The following is a 22,081-nucleotide window of genomic DNA, read 5'->3' on the forward strand; positions in this document are numbered from 1 at the left end:
GTCCGGGCTAATTATCCTACATTATAGCCTTTGGCCAAAATCGATTGCCATTCCGGGTGTCTTTTCAGATAGGCCGCAACAAACGGACAAAGCGGCGCCAAAGTGTAGCCATTATCTTTTACATAATTCAAAGCTTTTCCAACTATGCTACCTCCTACACCTTTACCTTCCAAAGCTTTTGGAACTTCGGTATGCGTAAGATACATGATGTTGTCTTTGTTTATAATGTACTCAATAAAGGCTGTATGATTTTCAACTTCCATTTCGAATCTTCTTTTATCCTGATTTTGAACCAATGGAATGTCTGCATATTTATCGCTCATAGCAAAAAAATTTAAAGTTAGGGAATGAGGAAAGGTACAGAAAAAATCGACATCAGTCAAAATAAGGTTTTTTTAATATCTTTAACACAAATTAACAAACAACCTTAAAAAATTATATGAAAGACCAACAAGAAGACAATCATTTAAAGCGAGAGTTAGGATTATTGGATGGAACGATGCTCGTTGTGGGTTCCATGATTGGTTCCGGAATTTTTATTGTGAGCGCCGATATAGCCAGGCAAGTTGGTTCTGCCGGATGGCTGACCTTAATTTGGGTTATTTCCGGGCTGATAACCGTTATTGCCGCAGTGAGTTACGGAGAGTTAAGCTCAATGTTCCCAAAAGCAGGCGGACAGTATGTTTATCTTAAGGAGGCTTATAATAAACTGATTGCTTTTTTATATGGTTGGAGTTTTTTTGCCGTCATACAAACCGGTACGATTGCTGCCGTTGGTGTTGCTTTTTCAAAATTCGCGGCTTATTTGTATGAGCCTTTGAGCGATGAAAATATTCTGTTTACGATTGGTTCTTTTAAACTGAATGCAGCACAGATTGTTTCAATCATCACGATTATACTGCTGACTTATATCAACAGTCGCGGTGTTAAAAACAGCAAGACGCTTCAGACTGTCTTGACTATCATTAAAATACTTTCGCTTCTTGGCCTGGTTGTTTTTGGATTGTTTATGGCAGCAAAAGCAGATATATGGAATGCCAATTGGGCTGATGCCTGGAACACCAAATCATTTGATTCCAAAACAGGTTCCTGGTTGCCTATTGGCGGTACTGCTTTGATAACCGGAATTTCCGCCGCTATGGTGGGTTCGTTATTTTCCAGCGATGCCTGGAATGGCGTGACTTTTATTGCAGGAGAAATGAAAAATCCAAAACGCAATGTGGGGCTGAGCTTATTTTTGGGAACTTTTATCGTGACTGTTCTTTATATTCTTGCCAACCTGATGTATCTGGCTGTTGTGCCGTTTGAAGAAATTGCTTTTGCAAAATCGGACCGGGTGGCTGTAGTCGCATCCAACTATATTTTTGGCAATATAGGCACATTGATTATCGCTATCATGATTATGATTTCCACTTTTGCCTGCAATAACGGACTAATCATGGCTGGAGCAAGAGTGTATTATACTATGGCAAAAGACGGATTATTTTTCAAAAAAGCTGCCGCACTTAATACGGCCAGTGTTCCCGCCTGGGCTTTATGGGCGCAATGTATCTGGACTTCGGTTTTATGCCTTACCGGAAAATACGGAGCCTTACTCGACTACGTGATGATTATTGTTATTATTTTCTACATATTGACAATTTACGGCATATTTATACTTCGAAAAAAGATGCCTGATGCAGAACGGCCTTATAAAGCATTTGGTTATCCAGTACTTCCTATACTTTATATCATTACTGCTTCTGCCTTATGTATTTCACTTTTGATTACAAGACTTGAAACCTGTGGTTGGGGTGTTGCCATTATGCTGGCAGGAATTCCAGTTTATTATTTTACGAAACCAAAGGCAGGAGAAGATGAATTTTAAAAAACCAGCTTCTTAATATTTCTTTCAATAGTTGCTTTATCGGCTTCCAACTTAGCCAATTTTAAAGCGCTTTTAAAATGTGCAAGTGCCTTATAATTATCGAAGTCGGTATAAAGATGTCCCAATAGTGAAAAGTAAAAGTGGCTGTCTTCCAATTTTAGTTTTTCTGCTTCTTGTATCGCCAGTTCCTTGTCATGAACTTTGGCCAATGCAAAAGTACGGTTGAGTGCTGCGATTGGCGAATATTCCAATATGAGCAGGCTGTTGTATAGTTGGAGAATATTATCCCATTTTTCATCAGTGTCTTCTTTCTGCGTATGCCAATAGGCAATTCCGGCTTCTAAATGATATCTGGTTATTTTATCTCCTGTTGATGCCTGATTTAAGAAATAGGTTCCCTGGATAATTAATTCCTGATTCCATTTTGACTCATCCTGGTCGTCATATAAGACGATTTCGCCCTTCACATTGGTTCTGGCATCGAATCTTGACGAGTGGAAGCTCATTAAAGAAAATAGTGCGTTTATGGATGGTTTATTGGTGGTTTTATTTTCCATCAACAAATGGACCAACCGCATCGCTTCTGCGCAAAGATCTTTCCGCAAGATGATATTTTGCGAAGAGGAGTAATATCCTTCAGAAAACAACAGGTAAAGAGTTGTGAGAACGGGTTCCAGCCTGTCATTGATTTCTAACATCGTAGGCTGTTCGATTTTAATGTTTTCTATCTTTAGTTTTTCCTTAGCCCTATTGATCCTTTTGTAAATGACTTCTTTGTTTGTCAAAAAGGCGTCAGCGATTTCCTGAATTCCGAAACCGCAAAGCAGGTTTAAAGCTAAAGCAACTTGAGACTCAACTGAAATACACGGATTACAGACTGCGAAAATCATCGCTAGCTGGCTATCGGCAATATTTTTAGAGGACAAATCAATGACAATTTCTTCTGATATCTCGGCTCCGTACTTTAACTCAGGTGATAATTTCTGTTCAAAAAACACATCCCGCTTGAGGTAATTTTTGGTTTTATTTTTGGCTACCGTATACAGCCATGCTGTCGGATTCTCCGGCACACCATTCAGGCTCCATGTTTCTGTGGCGGCGAGGAATGTATCACTGACAACATCTTCAGCTATTTCTATGTGTTTAATCCCAAACAGATAACAGAGTACCGAAACCAATTTCCGGTACTCTGTCCTGAATAAATTATGCAGCAGTTGGCTGTCTTCCATCTTACTTATATTCTGCCTGAACTGCCATACGTACTTCTACACTGGCTCCCCAACTTAAAATAGGACATCCTTTAGCAATTTCAACGGCTTCATCGTAGTTCTCAGCTCTGATGAGGAACAAACCTCCTACAGCTTCTTTTATTTCGACATAAGGCCCGTTGGTTACTATATTGTCTTGTTTCACAACCCTGCCGTCCAAATCCCATCTTTTAGGAGGAGCAACTAACTTGTTTTGGGCTGCTATGCCGCCAATCCAATCCTGAAAAGGTTTGATTGCCGCCTGCATTTGTTCCGGTGATGGTATTGCATCTTTGCTAACCATATCTCTTCGGATTATTAACACGAATTCATTCATCTTGTTTTGTTTTTGATAGTATTAAATGTAGTGAAAGTTTCCAATTTAAAAATCAACCGAACTGGCCAACTTTGTAGGTTCCGATAGCATGAGGGAAAGCAATATTGATTCGGTTCCAGGTATTGATGGTTGTAATTGCCAAAGTCAAATCGATTAATTCCTGTTCTGAAAATTGGGCTGCTACTTCTGCATAACCGGCATCTGTTACTTCACATTTAGTCAGTTCTTCAGCCCATGCAAATGCGGCTCTTTCTTTTTCGGTATAGTAGGGTGCTTCTCTCCAGGCGCTCAAACCATAAAGACGCTGTTCTGTTTCACCTTTGGCACGAGCGTCTTTTGAATGCATATCCAAGCAATAGGCACAGCCGTTGATTTGAGATACTCGGAAGTATACCAATTCTAAAAGTGCCAATTCTACAGGCGATTTTTTCAGGTAGGCACCAATACCGAAAAGTGTTTTCATTGCCTCTTGTCCTTTTACATGAATGTTGATTCTTTGTTCCATTTTATTTGAAGTTTTAATTGTTATATACTGTAATGACAATCGAGATTTTGAAATTGGACAAAAACCTAAAACTTTTTTCAAAAAAAAATCCGTTTCAATTTCTTGAAACGGATTTTGGTATTTTTTTATATGATTTATGAATGGTGAAGTTCTTCTTCACCTTCTTTCATTGGCACAGTTTGCGGAACGAAATCTTCATCAAAGCCAGGCTTACTGTAATCGTAAGGCCATCTGTGAACTTCAGGAAGTTCTCCAGGCCAGTTTCCGTGGATGTGTTCTACCGGAGCTGTCCATTCCAAAGTATTTGATCTCCATGGGTTTTGAACTGCTTTCTTTCCGTAGAAGATGCTTACGAAGAAGTTCCAAAGGAAAACCAACTGGAAAGCTCCTCCAACTAAAGCAAATACAGTAATCAATACGTTTACGTTTTGCAAGTCATCAAATAATGGGAAAGCTGTGTTTGTATAGTAACGTCTTGGAAGACCTGCCATACCGATAAAGTGCATTGGGAAGAATACTCCGTAAGCACAGATTGCAGTTACCCAGAAGTGAATGTAACCTAAGTTTTTGTTTAGCATTCTACCGAACATTCTTGGGAACCAGTGGTAGATTCCGGCAAACATTCCGTAAAGTGCAGAGATACCCATTACTAAGTGGAAGTGAGCTACAACGAAGTATGTATCGTGAACGTTGATATCCAAAGTACTATCTCCAAGGATGATACCTGTCAAACCACCAGTAATGAACGTAGAAACCAATCCGATTGAGAAAAGCATCGCAGGGTTCATCTGCAGGTTACCTTTCCATAAGGTCGTAATGTAGTTAAATGCTTTTACAGCAGAAGGAATTGCAATCAACAATGTTGTGAAAGTAAACACTGATCCAAGGAACGGGTTCATACCTGAGATGAACATGTGGTGACCCCAAACGATAGTTGAAAGGAATGCAATTGCTAATATGGAGGCAATCATCGCTCTGTAACCAAAGATTGGCTTACGAGAGTTTGTTGCAATAATTTCAGATGTAATACCAAGAGCTGGCAATAATACGATGTATACTTCAGGGTGTCCTAAGAACCAGAATAAGTGCTCGAACAATACCGGAGAACCTCCTTGGTAGTGCAATACTTCTCCTGCGATATAAATATCAGAAAGGAAGAATGAAGTACCAAAGCTCCTATCGAAGATCAATAATAATGCAGCTGATAAAAGAACCGGGAAAGATACAATACCGATAACAGCAGTAATGAAGAAAGCCCAAATTGTAAGTGGCAATCTTGTCATTGACATACCTTTAGTTCTTAAGTTGATAACTGTTACTACGTAATTCAACGATCCCATCAAAGAAGAAGCGATGAAAATAGCCATAGAAACCAACCATAATGTCATACCTGTACCTGAACCTGGAATTGCTTGCGGCAATGCAGAAAGCGGAGGATAAATTGTCCAACCTGCAGAAGCCGGCCCTGATTCAACGAAAAGAGAAATCACCATGATCAAACTTGAAAGGAAGAACAACCAGTATGAAATCATGTTCATAAATCCGGATGCCATATCACGTGCACCAATCTGCAATGGAATCAAGAGGTTACTAAACGTACCGCTCAAACCAGCAGTCAAAACGAAGAATACCATGATTGTTCCGTGAATTGTAACCAAAGCAAGGTAAGCATCGTTTCTCATTACTCCTCCTGGAGCGAATTTCTCTCCAAGGAAAAATTTGAACACGCCAAAAGATTCTTCTGGCCATGCCAATTGCATTCTGAAAAGCATTGACATTCCCACACCAATAACTCCCATGATGATACCAGTAATCAGATACTGTTTAGCAATCATCTTGTGATCGATACTAAAGATATACTTCGTGATGAAGGTATCTTTATGGTGGTGTTCGTGTTCGTGATCGTGTCCGTGATCGATATCGTGACCTACTGCTGACATATATTATAATTTAAATTTTATTTAAAAGATATACTAATTATTATTTGGCTACTACAACTTTAGTTGTGTCTGCTACTGGAGCTTTTGTCGTATCCGCTGGTGCAGCTGCACCTTCTTCTGCTTTTGGCTCTTTTTCAGCTTTTACTGCAGAAACCAATGTTGGCTTATCGCTTAACCATTTTTTGAAATCAGCTTCGCTTTCAACTACTATCTTCATTTGCATGTTGTAGTGAGAAGGCCCACAGATCTTGTTACATAGCAATAGGAAATCAAAGTTGTAAGGATCTAATCCTGGCTCTCCTTTTTTCACTAGCTCTACACTTTTCTTAGCTCTAAGCTCGTTGATGTGTGCTACTTTTTCAACAATATCCGGATGCTGACGCATTTCAACTGTAGTTTTTGTAGGAACAAAGGCAAACTGAGTAACCATACCTGGAACACAGTTCATCTGAGCTCTAAAGTGTGGCATGTAAGCAGAGTGCAATACATCCTGAGAACGCATCTTGAATAATACTTTTTTACCTTTTGGTAAGTGCAATTCATTTACTACTTTGTCATCTTGAGCATTTGGATCTGATATATCAACGCCTAAAGTATTAACTCCCTCAATATATCTTACGTTAGCTTTTCCAAGTACGTTATCCTCACCTGAATATCTAGCTTCCCAAGAGAATTGTTTTGCATATAATTCAACAACAATAACATCTTCGTCTTCGTCAACAAACATAATGTTAGTCCAAGCATACAATCCGTACAAGATCAAACCAGCCAAAACGATTACTGGAATAATAGTCCAGATGAACTCTAATTTATCGTTATCCGCAAAATACAATGCTTTTTTTCCTTGCTTACCTCTGTATTTGAACGCGAAGAAATGTAAAAGAGCCTGAGTAATGAATTGAACTATGAAAATCAAAATCATCGAAATCCACATCAGGTTATCTACATCTTGCCCGTGCTCTGAAGCAGAATTGCTCATTAACGGGAAGTGTCCAAACTGAATTATACAATAAATTGTCGTAACATATATGAAACCCAAGAAGGCAAACATCATATATCCATTAATATTATTGTCTCTATCATTGGCAACTTGTGAATTATCACTTAGACCGCCAATTTGAGTCAAATCGAAAATTTTAGTTAATTGCCAAATTGCAACAGCTAATAAAACTAAAACTATAATTACCAACAAACTTGTCATCTGTTTTTTTCTTTAAATATTAATAATGAAAATGTTTACTTTCCTCGATAAATGGATTTCTCTTAGCCAATAGAGGAGATTTAGATAGCGCTGTAAAGACTACAAAGATAAATAATCCAAAGAAGAACAATATCGCTCCTATTTCACCTGCACCGATGAACCAACGGTCACCTACAGTAGCCGGCATAATCATATTATAGAAATCAATGTAGTGTCCTGCCAAGATTACGATACCTGCCATAACAACAATCCAAGTCAGACGTTTGAAGTCTGTATTGATCAAGATCAACACTGGGAAAAGGAAGTTCATAGCAACCATTCCGAAGAAAGGCAAGTTGTATTGTTCAATTCTTGTGATGAAGTAAGTTACTTCTTCAGGAATATTCGCATACCAGATTAACATGAATTGTGAGAACCATAAGTATGTCCAGAATACGCTAATACCAAACATGAATTTAGCTAAATCGTGGATATGGCTCGTGTTTACATATTCTAAGTATCCTCTTGATTTCAGGTACAATGTAACCATAGCGATTACTGTGATACCGCTTACGAAGAAACTTGCGAAAACATACCATCCGAACAATGTACTGAACCAGTGAGGGTCAACAGACATAATCCAGTCCCAAGACATGATAGATTCTGTTACAATAAAGAATACTAAGAATGCTGCTGACATCTTGAAGTTCTTTTTGTAGAAAGCGTTGTCGCTTGCCTGATCTTGAGCCAAACAGTTCTTTCTTGAAAAATATCTGTACAAGTTCCATCCGATGATGAAAACCGCAGCTCTGATCAACCAGAAATATTCGTTTAGGTAACCTGATTTGTTTGCAATCAATTTGTCATATTTAGGGTTTGCAGGATCTAATAAGTCTGCATCCATCCATACGAACAAATGGTGTACGTGGAAAGCTCCAAGTACCAAAAGAATAAATACGATAACAGAACCCCATGGCAAATAAGCCGTGATTCCTTGCATTACTCTAAATAAAACCGGAGACCATCCTGCCTGAGCAACTTGTTGGATTGCATAGAATGCTAACGCACCCAAAGAAATCAACATGAAAAACAATGCTGCTACATAAACGGCTGCCCAAGGCTTGTTTTTTAATTGGTGGAAAACGTGCTCTACGTGTTTTGCATGTTCCGCTGCGTGAGCATCATCATGACCGCCTTCAGCTTTGTCATGACCATGAGCTGCTACTGCAGCATGATCCGCATGGTGCTCTTCTGTCGCTGCAACTGCATGAGCCGTATCTTTAGAAACTGAAATTGTATCTACATGAACTGGATCTGCCATAGAAGCTTCAGGTTTAGCTTCAGTGGCTGCTACTGTCTCATGAGCTTCTGTAGCAGTTCCGTGAGCTTCTTGCTTACCATGAGTCGCTTCTTCATGATGCGCTCCATGTCCGCCGTGCTCTTCTGCTTCTTTCTTAAGGATTTCCTCTACTTCAGCTGTATTTTTTGGTGCACTTAAAAAACTATATCCTACCCCAAGGATACCTACAACCATAAGGATAATAGAAAAGGTTTTTAATTTGCTTGAAAATGTGTACATATCTATTAAGATCAGTTTGTTCTACAATTATAATTCACTTTTTAGTTTCATCACATAAGCTGCAACCATCCAACGCTCTTGAGCAGTTAATTGATTTGCATGAGAACCCATTGCATTCAATCCATAAGTCTCAACGTGGAAAATACTTCCTTCTGTAATAACTCTATCAGCATAGCTAGGAACCCCTAAGAATTTTTCTCTTTTTACAAGATTTCCTTTTCCATCTCCTTTTTCTCCGTGGCAGATTGCACAGTAGATTGCAAACAGCTTAGCTCCTTTATCAGAATTTCTAGCGATTGAATCCAAAGGAGATTTTAGATTGGCTTTTGCCAATTCATAACCAGCTGTTGAATTTTCATATTCGTAAGGTTCGAAACCTCTTGGAATTGATCCTTTTGCAGGCAATTGCCCTTCTTTTCCATCTTTAAAAGCACTAGACTCAGAATAGGTTTCGTAGCCTACTGATTCATACATGTTAGGAAAGTATTGATAATTTGGCTTTTTCTTGTTGTGACAAGAAACTGCCGTTATCGCGATTCCTACTAAAAGTGTTATTTTATATAAACTTTTCATATCTACTCTTAATGCTTTTCTATTACTTTAACTTCTACTGCTCCAGTATTTTGAAAGAATGTAACTAATTCATTCTCGTCTCCATGAACTGCAACTTCCATCAAAAAGTGATCGTCTGTAGTTCTCACATCTGGGTTTTCTGCTTTTTTGAATGGCCACAATCTACTTCTCATGTAGAAAGTGATTACCATTAAGTGGGCAGCAAAGAAAACGGTCATCTCAAACATAACCGGAACGAAAGCCGGCATGTTTTCGATATAGCTAAAACTTGGCTTTCCACCGATATCCTGAGGCCAGTCAGAAATCATGATGTAGTTCATCATTGTTGTTGCCACAGAAAGACCTACTAATCCGTATAAGAATGCGCAGATTGCTAATCGAGTTGGAGATATTCCCATTGCTTTGTCCAATCCGTGAACTGGAAAAGGCGTGAAAACTTCTTCAATATGGTGATGAGCTGCACGTGTTTTCTTAACGGCATCCATAAGCACGTCATCATCATTATAAATAGCGTATATAACTTTATTACTCATGGTGTGAATGTTTATTTTCTTCTCTTTGTTTTTTATAGTTTTCTCCAGAAGATTTCAAGATTGTCTTAACCTCCGCTTGAGCAATCACAGGGAAAGATCTAGCATATAACAAGAATAATACAAAGAAGAAACCGATTGTTCCGACAAATATTCCAATATCAACGAATGTTGGTGAGAACATTGTCCAAGAAGATGGAAGGTAATCTCTGTGCAATGAAGTTACGATAATTACGAAACGTTCAAACCACATACCGATGTTTACCACAATCGAGATAACGAAAGAGAACATGATACTTGTTCTTAATTTTTTGAACCACATGAACTGAGGAGAGAATACGTTACATGTCATCATCGCCCAGTAAGCCCAAGCGTAAGGACCTGTTGCTCTGTTCAAGAATGCATATTGTTCGTATTCAACACCTGAATACCATGCAACGAACAACTCAGTAATATAAGCCACACCTACGATAGAACCTGTAATCATGATTACGATGTTCATCAATTCGATATGTTGTAGTGTGATGTAAGCTTCAAGGTTAGAAACTTTTCTCATGATGATAAGCAAGGTGTTTACCATCGCGAATCCTGAGAATACCGCTCCAGCAACGAAGTATGGAGGGAAGATTGTAGTGTGCCATCCTGGAATTACGGATGTTGCGAAGTCAAAAGATACGATTGTGTGTACCGAAAGTACAAGTGGCGTTGCCAAACCTGCAAGAACCAAAGATACTTCTTCGAAACGTTGCCAGTCTTTTGCTCTACCGCTCCAACCGAAGCTCAAGATTGAATAAATTCTTTTTGTAAAAGGAGTGATTGCTCTGTCTCTAAGCATTGCAAAATCCGGAAGTAAACCTGTCCACCAGAAAACCAATGATACAGAAAGATACGTAGAAATCGCGAATACGTCCCAAAGTAACGGTGAGTTAAAGTTAACCCAAAGTGACCCGAACTGGTTTGGGATTGGCAATACCCAGTATCCTAACCATGGACGACCCATGTGAATGATTGGGAAAAGACCCGCTTGGACAACCGAGAAGATGGTCATTGCTTCTGCAGAACGGTTAATCGCCATTCTCCATTTTTGACGGAATAATAAAAGTACTGCGGAAATCAGCGTTCCTGCGTGACCGATACCAACCCACCAAACGAAGTTAGTGATATCCCAAGCCCATCCAATTGTTTTATTTAATCCCCATGAACCAATACCAGTAGAGATGGTATATATAATACAGCCCATTCCCCAAAGGAATGCAACTAAGGCGATTGAAAATACAATCCACCATTGTTTGTTGGCTCTACCTTCAACAGGTGCAGCTACATCTACTGTTACATCGTGATAAGATTTATCACCAATAACTAAAGGTTTTCTAATGGGTGCTTCGTAATGAGACGACATAATCCTTTATCTTGTTTCTTAATTAATTATTTATGACTAGGTATTTCTAACTTTTACGTGATAGAATACATTAGGTTTTGTTCCAACATGTTCTAGCAAATGATACATTCTTGGGTCTTGCTCTAATTTAGCAACAGGACTTTCTTTCTCATTTACATCTCCAAACACCATAGATCCAGAAGTACATGCTGCAGAACAAGCACAAGCATCATTGAATTCTCCTTCTTTCACCGGTCTTCCTTCTCTCTTCGCTTTCAAGATGACAGCTTGAGTTGACTGGATACAGAATGAACATTTTTCCATAACCCCTCTTGAACGAACAACTACATCAGGATTCAATACCATACGACCTAAATCGTCATTCATGTGGTAATCAAACTCAGAGTTTTTGTTGTACAAGAACCAGTTGAAACGACGTACTTTGTACGGACAGTTGTTAGCACAGTAACGAGTTCCAACACATCTGTTGTAAGCCATGTGGTTTTGTCCTTGACGTCCGTGTGAAGTTGCCGCAACAGGACAAACAGTTTCACAAGGAGCGTGGTTACAGTGCTGACACATTACCGGTTGGAATGCTACCTGAGGGTTATCTGAAGGGTGTTCCATTTCTCCAAATCCTCCAAGAGATCCTTTATCTCCGAACAATCCTTCGAATCCTTCTTTTTTCTCGTTGTCTTTTGCAAAAGTTTCTTCAGAAGAATAATATCTATCAATACGCAACCAGTGCATATCACGGCTTCTTCTAACTTCAGCTTTTCCAACAACAGGAACGTTATTTTCAGCATGACAAGCGATGACGCAAGCACCACAACCTGTACATGAATTCAAGTCAATAGATAATTTAAAATGGTGACCTATGCTTCTGTCAAACGATTCCCATAAGTCAACAGTGTTTGCCTTAACAGGATTGTGATCTAACGAAACCATTGGTGCAGGATTCCATACACTAGCATCAACTTTAGGATCGTTGAATACGCTAAGAGTAGTTTCCTTTAGGATATCTCCTCTACCCATCAATGTTCTTTGCAACTGAACGCAAGCAAATTCGTGATCACCACTAACTTTAGTGATTTTTGCACCCTGGTTTGCATTTGAGTTTGCATATAATGTGTAGGCATTAACACCTACCTGCATTTCTTCTTTTAATGATTCTTTACGCCCATAACCTAAAGCTACAGCGATTGTTCCTACTGCCTGCCCTGGCTGGATGATTACCGGAACTTTGTCCAGTTTTGCTCCACCAACTTCAATAGAAACATAACTTCCGTTCAAACCACCGTTTGCTACGTTGTAGTTTTCTAAGCCTAATTTTTCAGCATCAGCTCTGGAAACTGTTACATAGTTATCCCATGAAACACGAGTAATCGGATCCGGGAATTCTTGCAACCATGGGTTGTTAGCCTGTTGACCATCTCCCATTCCGGTTTTAGTATAAAGCAATAATTCAAATTCACCTTGCTTTTTAGCCTGAGCCAAATCAGAAGCCGCCTTAGCGAAATCTGCATTACCACCAGAAACAGCAGTTACAGGTGTAGAGTAAACACCATCATGAACTAATTTGTTCCAAGTTGTTCCTGAAGCGATTGAAGAACCAACAGCTTTTAGGTAATCGTAATAAGATGTAGAATTATCAGACCAAAGCAATAAAGCTTCCTGGAATTGTCTTGAATCGAATAATGGACGAATCGTTGGCTGCATGATGCTGTAATTTCCTTTAGAAATTGTAACATCTCCCCAAGATTCTAAGTAGTGAGGTGCTGGAGCAGCAATTGTAGAAAGAACAGCCGTTTCATCTTCTTTTAAAGAGAAATCTACTGATAATTTTACTTTTTTCAAGCCTTCAGCAAAATCTTTTGTAGCTGCAAGTGTGTAAACTGGGTTCACACCATTCATAATTAACGTATGAACACTTCCTGCTTTCATATCAGCTACTAATTGAGCAACTGCTTTAGCATCACCTTTTCTGGTCAATCTAGCACCAGAAGGATTAAATGCTTCAGATTTCAATGCATTGTTGATTGCAAACACAAGCAATTGTGCATTTAAATCATCCAAACCAGAAACCAAAACTCCTTTTGATCCTGCAGATTTAAGCTGCTGTGCTGCTTTCATCACGTCTTCTTCTCTTGCTATTTTTTGAGTACCAACAGAAGCACCAGTGATAATATTGTATATTTTAACCAAAGCATGTTTTTGGTCGGTAGTTGTCAATGGGATACGCTTATCAGCATTTGCACCTGATAAAGACATATTTGACTCCAATTGGATGTGCTTAGACATTTTTCCGTTTTTCGGAACACGTCCTTTTGCATATCCTGAGTCAAATCCTCCACCTTGCCAGTCTCCTAAGAAGTCAGCTCCTACAGAAACGATTACTTCTGATTTAGAGAAATCGTAATCTGCCAAAGCTCTTTCTCCATATGCCATTTGGAAAGCATCCAAAGCATTTGATTCAGAAACCGCATCATAAACTATATGTTTTGCAGAAGGATTTTTTGCAATGAATTCAGCAATCAGTTTGTCTGTAGATGGACTCGCCATTGTACCGGTAAGCAATACTACCTGACCTCCGTTTGCTTTTGCATCATTTAAGCTCGCCTTAACTTTTGCATCAACATCAGACCAAGAAGCAGCCTTGTTTGCAATTTTAGGTTGTTTTAGACGAGTACTGTCGTATAAAGAAAGGACGGAAGCATGAACTCTTGCGTTAGCACTAAGCTTCACTCCGTCAACTATATTGTTTTCAACTTTAATCGGACGACCTTCACGAGTTTTGATTAATACGTTAGCAAAATCAAATCCGTCAGCCATAGTCGTTGCATAGTAATCCGCAACACCAGGAATAATTTCTTCCGGCTGTACTACGTAAGGAATCGACTTAATTACCGGACCTTCACAAGCTGCCAACGATGCAGCCGCTGTACTAAATCCTACATATTTTAAGAAATCACGACGTGATGTTGATGTTGCTGATAATGATTCTTTGTCTCCTAAAAACTCCTCCACAGGAATTGGCTCTGCGAACTCGTTATTTCTGAGCGTCTCAACAATAGAACTATTATCGTTTAGTTCTTCAACACTTTTCCAGTATTTTTTGTTTGATGACATCGTATATATATATTAGCTTCTTAATAATTGATTAATAGTGACACTTACCGCATTCTAGTCCGCCCATTTCAGCGGCAGTAAGTTTGTCTTTACCATACTTCTTAGCAAGTTCAGCATGGATTTTTTCGTAATATGCATTACCTTCCATTTTAACATCTGTCTTACGGTGACAATCAATACACCATCCCATTGTTAGAGGTGAATGTTGCTCCATGATTTCAAATGTCTCAACAGGACCGTGACAAGTCTGACATTCAACACCAGCAACTGAAACGTGCTGAGAGTGGTTGAAGTAAACAAAATCAGGAAGGTTATGAATCCTAATCCATTTTACAGGCTGTGGTTTTCCAGTATACTTTTGAGTTGTCTTATCCCAACCAACAGCATCGTATAGTTTCTGAATCTCTCCATCGTAGAACGCTTTGCTATGTTCTGGAGTTGCAGTAGTTTCAGCAACTTCTGATATATTCTTGTGACAGTTCATACAAACATTCAAAGAAGGAATACCCGCAGTTTTACTAACTCTTGCAGAAGAGTGGCAATATTTACAGTCGATACCGTTATCACCAGCGTGAATTTTATGAGAATAGTGGATTGGCTGAATTGGCTGATATCCTTGATCAACACCAACCTGCATTAGATATCCGTATACGAAATATCCACTAGCCAGCATCAAGAAGATTACAGTAACCAAAACCAAGAATTGATTTCTAGCAAAAGCAATCCAGATTGGAATAGTAGGCTCTTTCTTAATTGGCTCAACTCCGTTTGCTTTAGCAATCTTGCCAAGAACATTGTTCACTAAGAACAACATTACAACCAGCATTGCCATAACAAGAGCTAACGCACCAAGGATTACATTGTTAGAAACACCAACACCACCTTGTTGCATTCCGCCATCTGTAGAAAGATCAGCACCAGCTACCTTAGGCTCCGCTTTAGGCTCAGAAGTATATGCCAAGATATTATCAATATCAGCATCAGACAACTGAGGGAATGCAGTCATTACTGACTTGTTGTTTTCGTTAAAAACTTTTACTGCAGCAGCATCACCAGCTTTAATCATTGCCTGGCTATCTTTAATCCAAGCATGAAGCCATTTTTTGTCATGTCTTTCAGTCACGCCTCTCAAAGCCGGACCTGTCATCTTCGCGTCTAATTTGTGACACGCAGCACAGTTGGCATTAAAAAGCGCTTTACCAGCAGCAGCATCGCCAGCACCTGCAGCAGGAGCTGCGGCCGCGGCAGCTGGAGCAGCTGGATCTTGAGCAAAAGATGAAACGGAAAATGTTAGCATTAGCGCTAAACTGAACAGTAATATTCTTGAAATCGAATTATGGTTACCCACCTTTTTCATATTTAAAAATGATTATCGACTAATTTTTGGTATGATTTTTTCTCCTAAGAAAATAACGAGAAAATTCAATACGTTCTTTAAAACTTGCACAAAAATACGACTTATGAACTATTCTCAAAACCTTAAATAAGTCTTAAATACCAATTTATACTAATTCTAAATAATTTTTTTGGATTTGGTTAAAAACAGAAATATTACATTTGTACAAAATTAACTTCATTATGAGAATTTTAAGTCCGAAATCCCTATTCTTAAATGCTTCTTTTATAGCATTTTTAACAATTCCCGCCCATTCACAAGAAAAAAATATTAAGGTCACACAAGACCCAAAATTTGAGCAATTGCTCAACGAAAAGCGCAAAATCAACTCTTCTTTAACAGTAAATGAGAGGTATAAAATCCAGATTTTTAATGGCGACAGCGAGAACGCTAAAAAAATGCTTCAGGATTTCAAAAAGGAGTTCAAAACCCTAGATGGTACGATCGTATTCAACACACCAACCTACAAAGTGTGGATTGGCAATTTTAAGACCAAAATCGAAGCGGAGCGTAACTTGGGCGACCTAAAGAAAAAGTATCCAAATGCGCTGCTTATAAAGCCTAGCAAATAGATTAAAACGATAGACAACAAAAAACCCGATGCTTTCACATCGGGTTTTTTTATTTGAATTATTTCAGTTTCTTCTTAACTGCAACTTCCTGGAAGGCTTCGATAATATCCATCTGTTCGATGTCATTGTAGCCTTTGATCTGGATACCGCAATCATATCCTTTAGATACTTCTTTAACGTCGTCTTTGAAACGTTTCAAGGCTGTCAATTCGCCAGTGTAGATAACTACTCCGTCACGGATTAAGCGGATTCTAGAGCTTCTGAAGATTTTTCCGTCAGTAACCATACATCCTGCAATCGTACCCACTTTAGAAATCTTGAATGTTTCACGAATTTCCGCAGTACCGGTGATTTCTTCTTTCATTTCAGGAGAAAGCATTCCTTCCATCGCATCTTTCAAGTCGTCAATCGCATCATAGATGATTGAGTAGTTACGGATATCGATTTCTTCTTTCTCTGCCAATTGTTTCGCATTACCAGAAGGTCTAACGTTAAATCCGATAATAATCGCATCAGACGCAGAAGCCAGGTTAACATCGGTTTCAGTAATCGCACCAACACCTTTATGTATGATCTTGATTTCGATTTCTTCTGTAGATAGTTTAGAGAATGAATCCGCTAATGCTTCAACAGAACCGTCAACGTCTCCCTTAATAATAATATTCAATTCTTTAAACTGACCTAATGCAATTCTTCTTCCAAGTTCTGCAAGAGTTGTATGTTTCTTAGTTCTGGCAGATTGCTCACGGATCAATTGTGTTCTCTTAGCTGCAATTTGCTTCGCTTCTCTTTCATCTTCAAAAACATTGAACTTGTCACCAGCTGTTGGTGCTCCGTCCAAACCAAGAATTGAGATTGGCGTTGAAGGTCCTGCTTCTTTAACCGCATTTCCTCTTTCATCATACATAGCCTTAACCTTACCGTGGTTTTTACCAGCCAATACGTAGTCACCTACTTTTAATGTTCCGGCCTGAACCAAGATTGTAGTCACATAACCTCTACCTTTATCAAGCTGCGCTTCTACAACAGTTCCTACTGCTGGCTTAGAAGGATTGGCTTTTAAGTCAAGGATTTCTGCTTCAAGTAAAACTTTTTCCAAAAGATCTTTAACTCCGGTACCAACTTTAGCCGAAATGTCATGTGATTGGTATTTTCCACCCCAATCTTCAACCAATAAGTTCATTCCCGCCAATTGCTCCTTGATTTTTTCAGGGTTAGCTGCTGGCTTATCAATTTTGTTAATCGCAAAAATCATCGGAACACCAGCTGCCTGAGCATGGCTGATTGCTTCTTTGGTTTGCGGCATGATATCATCATCAGCTGCTGCAACGATAATTGCAATATCGGTAACCTGAGCACCTCTCGCACGCATCGCCGTAAACGCTTCGTGACCAGGAGTATCAAGGAATGTAATTTTCTGTCCGTTATCAAGAGTCACCGCATAGGCACCAATGTGCTGCGTGATTCCTCCTGATTCACCCGCAATTACGTTTTCTTTACGGATATAATCCAACAGGGAAGTTTTACCGTGGTCAACGTGACCCATTACGGTAACTATTGGAGCTCTTGTCACCAAGTCTTCTTCTCTATCTTCAATAATTTCCTGAGCTTCTTCAATATCAGTCGTAATAAACTCAACATCATAGCCAAATTCATCTGCAACGATTGATAAAGTCTCTGCATCCAGACGTTGGTTCATGGTTACCATGATTCCAAGAGCCATACACGTACCGATAACTTTAGTAATTGGCACATCCATCATAGTAGCTACTTCACCCACAGTAACGAATTCTGTTACTTTGATTGTTTTGCTTCCTTCTTCTAATGCTCTTTGCTCATCATCCGATTTCTGACGGTGCGTATCTCTTTTGTCTCTTCTGTATTTAGCCGCCTTAGACTTGTTTCCTTTACCTTGAAGTTTTTCTAAGGTCTCTCTGATTTGGTTTTTAACCTCTTCTTCTGTCGGCTCAACTTTTGCTACAATAGCAGGTCTGTTACCTTTATTGAAACCCGGTCTGGCATTTCTGTTTGCGTTATTTCCGCCCGCATTATTGCCACCACCCGGACGAGGGCCATTTCCAGTCTGCTGACCTTGTTGACCACCTCCTTGCGGAGTTCCAGGTTTTCCAGGAATCCTTTTCCTTTTATTCTTGTTATTATTGTTGTTGTTTGCATTAGCACCAGGAGCACCAGGTGTGCCCGGTCTATTTGGAGCCGGCTTCGGATCTTCTTTCTTCTTTTTAGGCTTGTTAAATTGAGACAAATCGATTGTCTGGCCCGTAAAAGTAGTTCCTGTCAATTTCTGATACTGAGTCGCTATCGCCTCTTCCACAACAGGCTGATCATTATTAGTAGTATCCTTAACCTCTGCTTTTGGCGCAACTGTCTCTTTTTTCTCTACTGCTTTAACAACTTCAGGCTTCGCTTCTTCCTTAGCAACTTCTACAACTGGCTTCGGTGTTTCAACCGGAGCAGCTTCTTGTTTTTCAACAGTTTCTTTTACAGGTTCAGCAGGTTTTTCTGGAGCAAGAGTTGGCTCAGTGGCTTTTGGTGCTGGTTCAGTCGCTGGAGCTTTTTGTTCCAAATCGATTTTCCCCACTTGCTTAGGACCGCTCAATACAGCCTTAGCTTTGATAACTTCTTGACGTTGGCGCTCTTCTTCTTGTTTGCGTTTCTCTTCTATTTCACGCTCTCTTTCAACACGCAATGCCTCTTTTTCTTTTCTTTTCTCTTCCCCAACTTCTTTTGAAGCCTCTTTTCTCCCCTTATCGCCAGCAAATTGACTTTGCAGAATGTCATATTCCTTGTCAGATATTTTTGCGTTTGGGTTTGCATCAATAGCAATACCCCTATCCTTAAGATAGTCAACGGCTCTATCCAGCGAAATATTCAATTCCCTTAAAACCTTGTTTATTCTTATTACTCTTTCTTCAGACATAAAACCTTTTTATTATTACCTTTTTTGTTGTGTTGTTGCTGAGTTTAGTCTTCGAACTCTTCTTTTAAAATCCTGATTACATCAAGGATAGTTTCTTCTTCTAAATCCGTTCTTCTAACTAAATCATTAACATCTTGTTTCAAGATACTTCTTGCAGTGTCAAGGCCGATTTTTGCAAATTCCTCGATAACCCAAGCATCGATCTCATCAGAGAACTCTGTCAATTCAACATCATCTTCTTCTTCAGCTACATTGCCTTCTCGGATAACATCCAATTCATATCCAGTCAAAAGACCCGCCAATTTGATATTGTGTCCACCTCTACCGATTGCTTTCGATACTTCTTCCAATTTCAAGAAAACATCAGCTCTTTTTGTCTCTTCATTTATTTTGATAGAAGAAACTTTTGCAGGACTCAATGCTCTTGTAATAAACAATTGCGTATTGGTTGTATAATTAATTACGTCAATATTCTCGTTTCCTAATTCACGAACGATACCATGAATTCTTGAACCTTTCATACCCACACAAGCTCCAACCGGATCAATTCTGTCATCGTACGAATCTACAGCTACTTTTGCTTTTTCACCTGGAATTCTAACCACTCCTTTAATTGTTATTAATCCGTCAAATACCTCTGGGATTTCCTGCTCAAACAATTTCTCCAAGAACTTTTCAGATGTTCTTGACATGATAATCTGAGGCTTATTCCCTTTTAATTCCACGTTCTCGATAATACCTCGAACGTTGTCTCCTTTTCTAAAAAAGTCAGACGGAATCTGTTTTTCTTTTGGAAGCACGATTTCGTTTCCTTCATCATCCACCAAAATTACGGCTCTTGGACGTACGTGGTGCACTTCGGCAGTATAAATATCGCCAATTAAATCTTTAAATTGCTTATAAAGATTTGTATTGTCATGTTCGTGTATTTTTGAAATCAGGTTTTGGCGCAAAGCAAGGATAGCTCTTCTTCCCAAATCGATTAATTTAACTTCTTCAGAAACTTCTTCTCCAATTTCAAAATCCGGCTCGATTTTTCTTGCTTCGGTCAATGTAATTTCTTCATTTTCGAAATCCAGATCCTCATCAGCTACAATAACTCTTCTTCTCCAAATTTCCATATCCCCTTTATCAGGGTTGATAATGATATCGAAGTTATCATCAGAACCATACTTCTTTTTCAATGCATTTCTAAACACATCTTCCAAAATCGCCATAAGCGTTACACGATCAATCAGCTTGTCGTCTTTAAACTCTGAAAATGACTCGATTAATGCAATATTCTCCATGCCTATTCTTTAAATTAAAATGTTATTGTAACAATTGCTTCTTTTATGTCGGTATACGGAATTTCTTGTCTCTTCTCGACAGTTTCTTTCCCCTTACCTATTTTTTTCGGTTCTCTTGCAGTCCAAGCCAATGTGATAAATTCTTCATTAGCATCAACAAGTTCTGCAGTTATGATGTCGGTTGCAGTTTTTACCTGTAGCGTCCTGCCTAGATTTTTCTTATACTGTCTTACCAGTTTTAGCGGAGCCGAAACGCCTCCCGAAGCTACTTCCAAAGAAAAATCCTGTTCTTCACGGTCGAGATTGTGTTCTATAGCACGGCTGATGTCAATACAGTCCTGCAAAGTTACACCATTATCTCCATCTAAAGTAACAATAATTTTGAAAGCATCCGTAATTGTAAGATCAATAAGAAAAATGGACGGCTTTTCTTCCAGTCCTGCTTTTAATAACTCGCTAACTTTTTCCTTAAATGTCATATTTTTATAAAAAGAGGGGACAATTAGTCCCCTCATTATTTAAGTTTTAATAAATAACGCTGCAAATATAGTGTTTTTTTTCTATATTGAAAATCATTGTAGTATATTGTGCCATATTAAATTAAATTCTTACCTTTATGTAAGAAAAAACAAACTGTATAATCACATACTTATACTTAAATTATGAAAAAAATTTTAGTTCCAACCGATTTTTCTGACCATGCAGAATACGCCCTAAAAGTTGCCGCCCAGATTGCTAAAAAAAATCATGGAGAGATTGTACTTCTTCACATGCTTGAACTGCCGGGACAAGGAAGTGATGCCATTGGTTCCGGAAGTGACATTCCTGAAATCATGTTTTTCAAAAACAAGGCTATCGAAAAACTGGAAAGCCTGATGGACATCAGCTATCTTGAAGGAATACAGGTTTCAGAAATTATACAGTTCGAAAAAACATTCGAAGGAATCATTAACATCAGCAAAAAAAACAATGTAGACCTTATCGTTATGGGCTCTCATGGAGCCAGCGGTTTCCAAGAAATGTTTATTGGATCAAACACTGAAAAAGTTGTTCGTTCTTCTGATATTCCCGTTTTGGTTATCAAAAAAGAAGAAGGAGAATTCAGTGTAGAAAAATTTGTTTTCGCTTCTGACTTTACCGACGAGATAAAAAGCTCTTTTGCTAAAGTGGTCGATTTTGCAAAAAAATTCAACGCTCATCTGAATCTGGTAATGATCAACACTCCAAACAGCTTCAAGCCTACCGACCTTTCTAATAAAATCATGCAGGATTTCGTTGCCAATTTCGATATCAGCAACTATACGTTCCATATCTACAATGATACGAATGTCGAAAAAGGCGTGCTGAATTTTGCAAAAAGCATCAATGCTGATTTAATCGGAATGAGCACTCATGGAAGAAAGGGACTTTCCCATTTCTTCAATGGAAGCATTAGTGAAGATTTGGTCAATCATGCTCAAAGACCGGTCGTTACTTTCAAGATTTAATCCCAACCGATTATAAATAAAAAAAACCTCTCAAATATGAGAGGTTTTTTGTTGGCCTACTAGGACTCGAACCTAGAACGACTGAACCAAAATCAGCTGTGTTACCATTACACCATAGGCCAGCAGTGCTTGAT

At 38.9% G+C, this 22,081-nt stretch carries 18 protein-coding genes and 1 tRNA gene; 3 read left to right on the top strand and 16 right to left on the bottom strand.

The genetic code is table 11. The features are described 5' to 3' along the window. Positions 1-11: 11 nt before the first annotated feature. On the bottom strand, positions 12-323 hold the full coding sequence (locus tag ABH942_RS03260) for a GNAT family N-acetyltransferase (protein ID WP_140001754.1): 312 nt from the start codon (positions 321-323) through the stop codon (positions 12-14). 116 nt (positions 324-439) lie between these two features. Between ABH942_RS03260 and ABH942_RS03265 the strand changes: the two genes are divergently transcribed. Continuing rightward, positions 440-1,867 (top strand): APC family permease, encoded by a 1,428-nt coding sequence (locus tag ABH942_RS03265; RefSeq protein WP_370029563.1) that lies wholly within the window; start codon positions 440-442, stop codon positions 1,865-1,867. On the opposite strand, the gene ABH942_RS03270 is transcribed toward ABH942_RS03265, so the two are convergent. The 11 genes from ABH942_RS03270 to ABH942_RS03320 all read right to left on the bottom strand — a co-directional run bounded on the left by ABH942_RS03270 (position 1,864) and on the right by ABH942_RS03320 (position 15,622). After that, entirely contained in the window at positions 1,864-3,096 is a 1,233-nt protein-coding gene (locus tag ABH942_RS03270; protein WP_370029564.1) for an RNA polymerase sigma factor, read from the bottom strand. The genes ABH942_RS03265 and ABH942_RS03270 overlap by 4 nt on opposite strands. A gap of 1 nt (position 3,097) precedes the next feature. Then, complete coding sequence (locus ABH942_RS03275) at positions 3,098-3,451, bottom strand: YciI family protein (protein WP_370029565.1); 354 nt, start codon at positions 3,449-3,451, stop codon at positions 3,098-3,100. Between the two features lie 52 nt (positions 3,452-3,503). Then, positions 3,504-3,956 (bottom strand): carboxymuconolactone decarboxylase family protein, encoded by a 453-nt coding sequence (locus ABH942_RS03280; protein ID WP_370029566.1) that lies wholly within the window; start codon positions 3,954-3,956, stop codon positions 3,504-3,506. A 134-nt stretch (positions 3,957-4,090) separates the two neighbouring features. Continuing rightward, positions 4,091-5,896, bottom strand: coding sequence for a cbb3-type cytochrome c oxidase subunit I (locus ABH942_RS03285; protein ID WP_370029567.1), 1,806 nt, complete (start codon positions 5,894-5,896; stop codon positions 4,091-4,093). A 40-nt stretch (positions 5,897-5,936) separates the two neighbouring features. Further along, on the bottom strand, positions 5,937-7,097 hold the full coding sequence (locus tag ABH942_RS03290; RefSeq protein ID WP_370029568.1) for a cytochrome c oxidase subunit II: 1,161 nt from the start codon (positions 7,095-7,097) through the stop codon (positions 5,937-5,939). Between the two features lie 19 nt (positions 7,098-7,116). Further along, a complete protein-coding gene (locus ABH942_RS03295) occupies positions 7,117-8,655 on the bottom strand; it encodes a quinol:cytochrome C oxidoreductase (protein ID WP_370029569.1) in 1,539 nt (512 codons plus the stop codon). A gap of 27 nt (positions 8,656-8,682) precedes the next feature. Further along, positions 8,683-9,228 (bottom strand): cytochrome c, encoded by a 546-nt coding sequence (locus tag ABH942_RS03300; RefSeq protein WP_370029570.1) that lies wholly within the window; start codon positions 9,226-9,228, stop codon positions 8,683-8,685. Positions 9,229-9,236: 8 nt separating this feature from the next. Then, positions 9,237-9,761: a DUF3341 domain-containing protein gene (locus ABH942_RS03305; protein ID WP_140001744.1), complete on the bottom strand. Its 525-nt coding sequence runs from the start codon at positions 9,759-9,761 to the stop codon at positions 9,237-9,239. Continuing rightward, positions 9,754-11,157: an NrfD/PsrC family molybdoenzyme membrane anchor subunit gene (gene nrfD / locus ABH942_RS03310; protein ID WP_140001743.1), complete on the bottom strand. Its 1,404-nt coding sequence runs from the start codon at positions 11,155-11,157 to the stop codon at positions 9,754-9,756. The genes ABH942_RS03305 and nrfD overlap by 8 nt, the downstream gene beginning before the upstream one ends. A gap of 36 nt (positions 11,158-11,193) precedes the next feature. Next, on the bottom strand, positions 11,194-14,265 hold the full coding sequence (locus ABH942_RS03315; RefSeq protein ID WP_370029571.1) for a TAT-variant-translocated molybdopterin oxidoreductase: 3,072 nt from the start codon (positions 14,263-14,265) through the stop codon (positions 11,194-11,196). Positions 14,266-14,296: 31 nt separating this feature from the next. Then, the gene (locus ABH942_RS03320; protein ID WP_370029572.1) at positions 14,297-15,622 is read right to left on the bottom strand and encodes a c-type cytochrome; all 1,326 of its coding nucleotides are present in this window, start codon (positions 15,620-15,622) and stop codon (positions 14,297-14,299) included. Between the two features lie 221 nt (positions 15,623-15,843). Between ABH942_RS03320 and ABH942_RS03325 the strand changes: the two genes are divergently transcribed. Continuing rightward, the gene (locus tag ABH942_RS03325; protein WP_370029573.1) at positions 15,844-16,233 is read left to right on the top strand and encodes an SPOR domain-containing protein; all 390 of its coding nucleotides are present in this window, start codon (positions 15,844-15,846) and stop codon (positions 16,231-16,233) included. 58 nt (positions 16,234-16,291) lie between these two features. On the opposite strand, the gene infB is transcribed toward ABH942_RS03325, so the two are convergent. From infB to rimP, 3 genes are read right to left on the bottom strand one after another with little or no spacing between them, the layout of a single operon-like run. Further along, positions 16,292-19,171 carry a translation initiation factor IF-2 gene (gene infB / locus ABH942_RS03330; RefSeq protein WP_370029574.1) on the bottom strand — a complete coding sequence of 960 codons (2,880 nt, stop codon included), beginning with the start codon at positions 19,169-19,171 and terminating at the stop codon, positions 16,292-16,294. Positions 19,172-19,215: 44 nt separating this feature from the next. Then, entirely contained in the window at positions 19,216-20,460 is a 1,245-nt protein-coding gene (gene nusA, locus ABH942_RS03335; RefSeq protein ID WP_140001738.1) for a transcription termination factor NusA, read from the bottom strand. A 14-nt stretch (positions 20,461-20,474) separates the two neighbouring features. Further along, positions 20,475-20,939: a ribosome assembly cofactor RimP gene (gene rimP, locus ABH942_RS03340; protein ID WP_370029575.1), complete on the bottom strand. Its 465-nt coding sequence runs from the start codon at positions 20,937-20,939 to the stop codon at positions 20,475-20,477. Positions 20,940-21,122: 183 nt separating this feature from the next. Here rimP and ABH942_RS03345 point away from each other — a divergent pair, with 183 nt between their 5' ends. After that, positions 21,123-21,947: a universal stress protein gene (locus ABH942_RS03345; RefSeq protein ID WP_370029576.1), complete on the top strand. Its 825-nt coding sequence runs from the start codon at positions 21,123-21,125 to the stop codon at positions 21,945-21,947. Positions 21,948-21,998: 51 nt separating this feature from the next. Here ABH942_RS03345 and ABH942_RS03350 read toward each other — a convergent pair. Further along, a tRNA-Gln gene (locus ABH942_RS03350) sits at positions 21,999-22,069 on the bottom strand. Between the last annotated feature and the right edge of the window lie 12 nt (positions 22,070-22,081).

The sequence above is a fragment of the Flavobacterium sp. 28YEA47A genome (assembly GCF_041262125.1).
Lineage (GTDB): Bacteria > Bacteroidota > Bacteroidia > Flavobacteriales > Flavobacteriaceae > Flavobacterium.

Bases quoted from the DNA above. Each gene is read 5' to 3' on its own strand.
- infB (WP_370029574.1), bottom strand. From the start codon at position 19,171: ATGTCTGAAGAAAGAGTAATAAGAATAAACAAGGTTTTAAGGGAATTG.
- ABH942_RS03295 (WP_370029569.1), bottom strand. From the start codon at position 8,655: ATGTACACATTTTCAAGCAAATTAAAAACCTTTTCTATTATCCTTATG.
- ABH942_RS03285 (WP_370029567.1), bottom strand. From the start codon at position 5,896: ATGTCAGCAGTAGGTCACGATATCGATCACGGACACGATCACGAACAC.
- ABH942_RS03325 (WP_370029573.1), top strand. From the start codon at position 15,844: ATGAGAATTTTAAGTCCGAAATCCCTATTCTTAAATGCTTCTTTTATA.
- ABH942_RS03290 (WP_370029568.1), bottom strand. From the start codon at position 7,097: ATGACAAGTTTGTTGGTAATTATAGTTTTAGTTTTATTAGCTGTTGCA.
- nrfD (WP_140001743.1), bottom strand. From the start codon at position 11,157: ATGTCGTCTCATTACGAAGCACCCATTAGAAAACCTTTAGTTATTGGT.
- nusA (WP_140001738.1), bottom strand. From the start codon at position 20,460: ATGGAGAATATTGCATTAATCGAGTCATTTTCAGAGTTTAAAGACGAC.
- ABH942_RS03315 (WP_370029571.1), bottom strand. From the start codon at position 14,265: ATGTCATCAAACAAAAAATACTGGAAAAGTGTTGAAGAACTAAACGAT.
- ABH942_RS03300 (WP_370029570.1), bottom strand. From the start codon at position 9,228: ATGAAAAGTTTATATAAAATAACACTTTTAGTAGGAATCGCGATAACG.
- ABH942_RS03305 (WP_140001744.1), bottom strand. From the start codon at position 9,761: ATGAGTAATAAAGTTATATACGCTATTTATAATGATGATGACGTGCTT.
- ABH942_RS03265 (WP_370029563.1), top strand. From the start codon at position 440: ATGAAAGACCAACAAGAAGACAATCATTTAAAGCGAGAGTTAGGATTA.
- ABH942_RS03270 (WP_370029564.1), bottom strand. From the start codon at position 3,096: ATGGAAGACAGCCAACTGCTGCATAATTTATTCAGGACAGAGTACCGG.
- ABH942_RS03260 (WP_140001754.1), bottom strand. From the start codon at position 323: ATGAGCGATAAATATGCAGACATTCCATTGGTTCAAAATCAGGATAAA.
- ABH942_RS03275 (WP_370029565.1), bottom strand. From the start codon at position 3,451: ATGAATGAATTCGTGTTAATAATCCGAAGAGATATGGTTAGCAAAGAT.
- ABH942_RS03280 (WP_370029566.1), bottom strand. From the start codon at position 3,956: ATGGAACAAAGAATCAACATTCATGTAAAAGGACAAGAGGCAATGAAA.
- ABH942_RS03320 (WP_370029572.1), bottom strand. From the start codon at position 15,622: ATGAAAAAGGTGGGTAACCATAATTCGATTTCAAGAATATTACTGTTC.
- ABH942_RS03345 (WP_370029576.1), top strand. From the start codon at position 21,123: ATGAAAAAAATTTTAGTTCCAACCGATTTTTCTGACCATGCAGAATAC.
- rimP (WP_370029575.1), bottom strand. From the start codon at position 20,939: ATGACATTTAAGGAAAAAGTTAGCGAGTTATTAAAAGCAGGACTGGAA.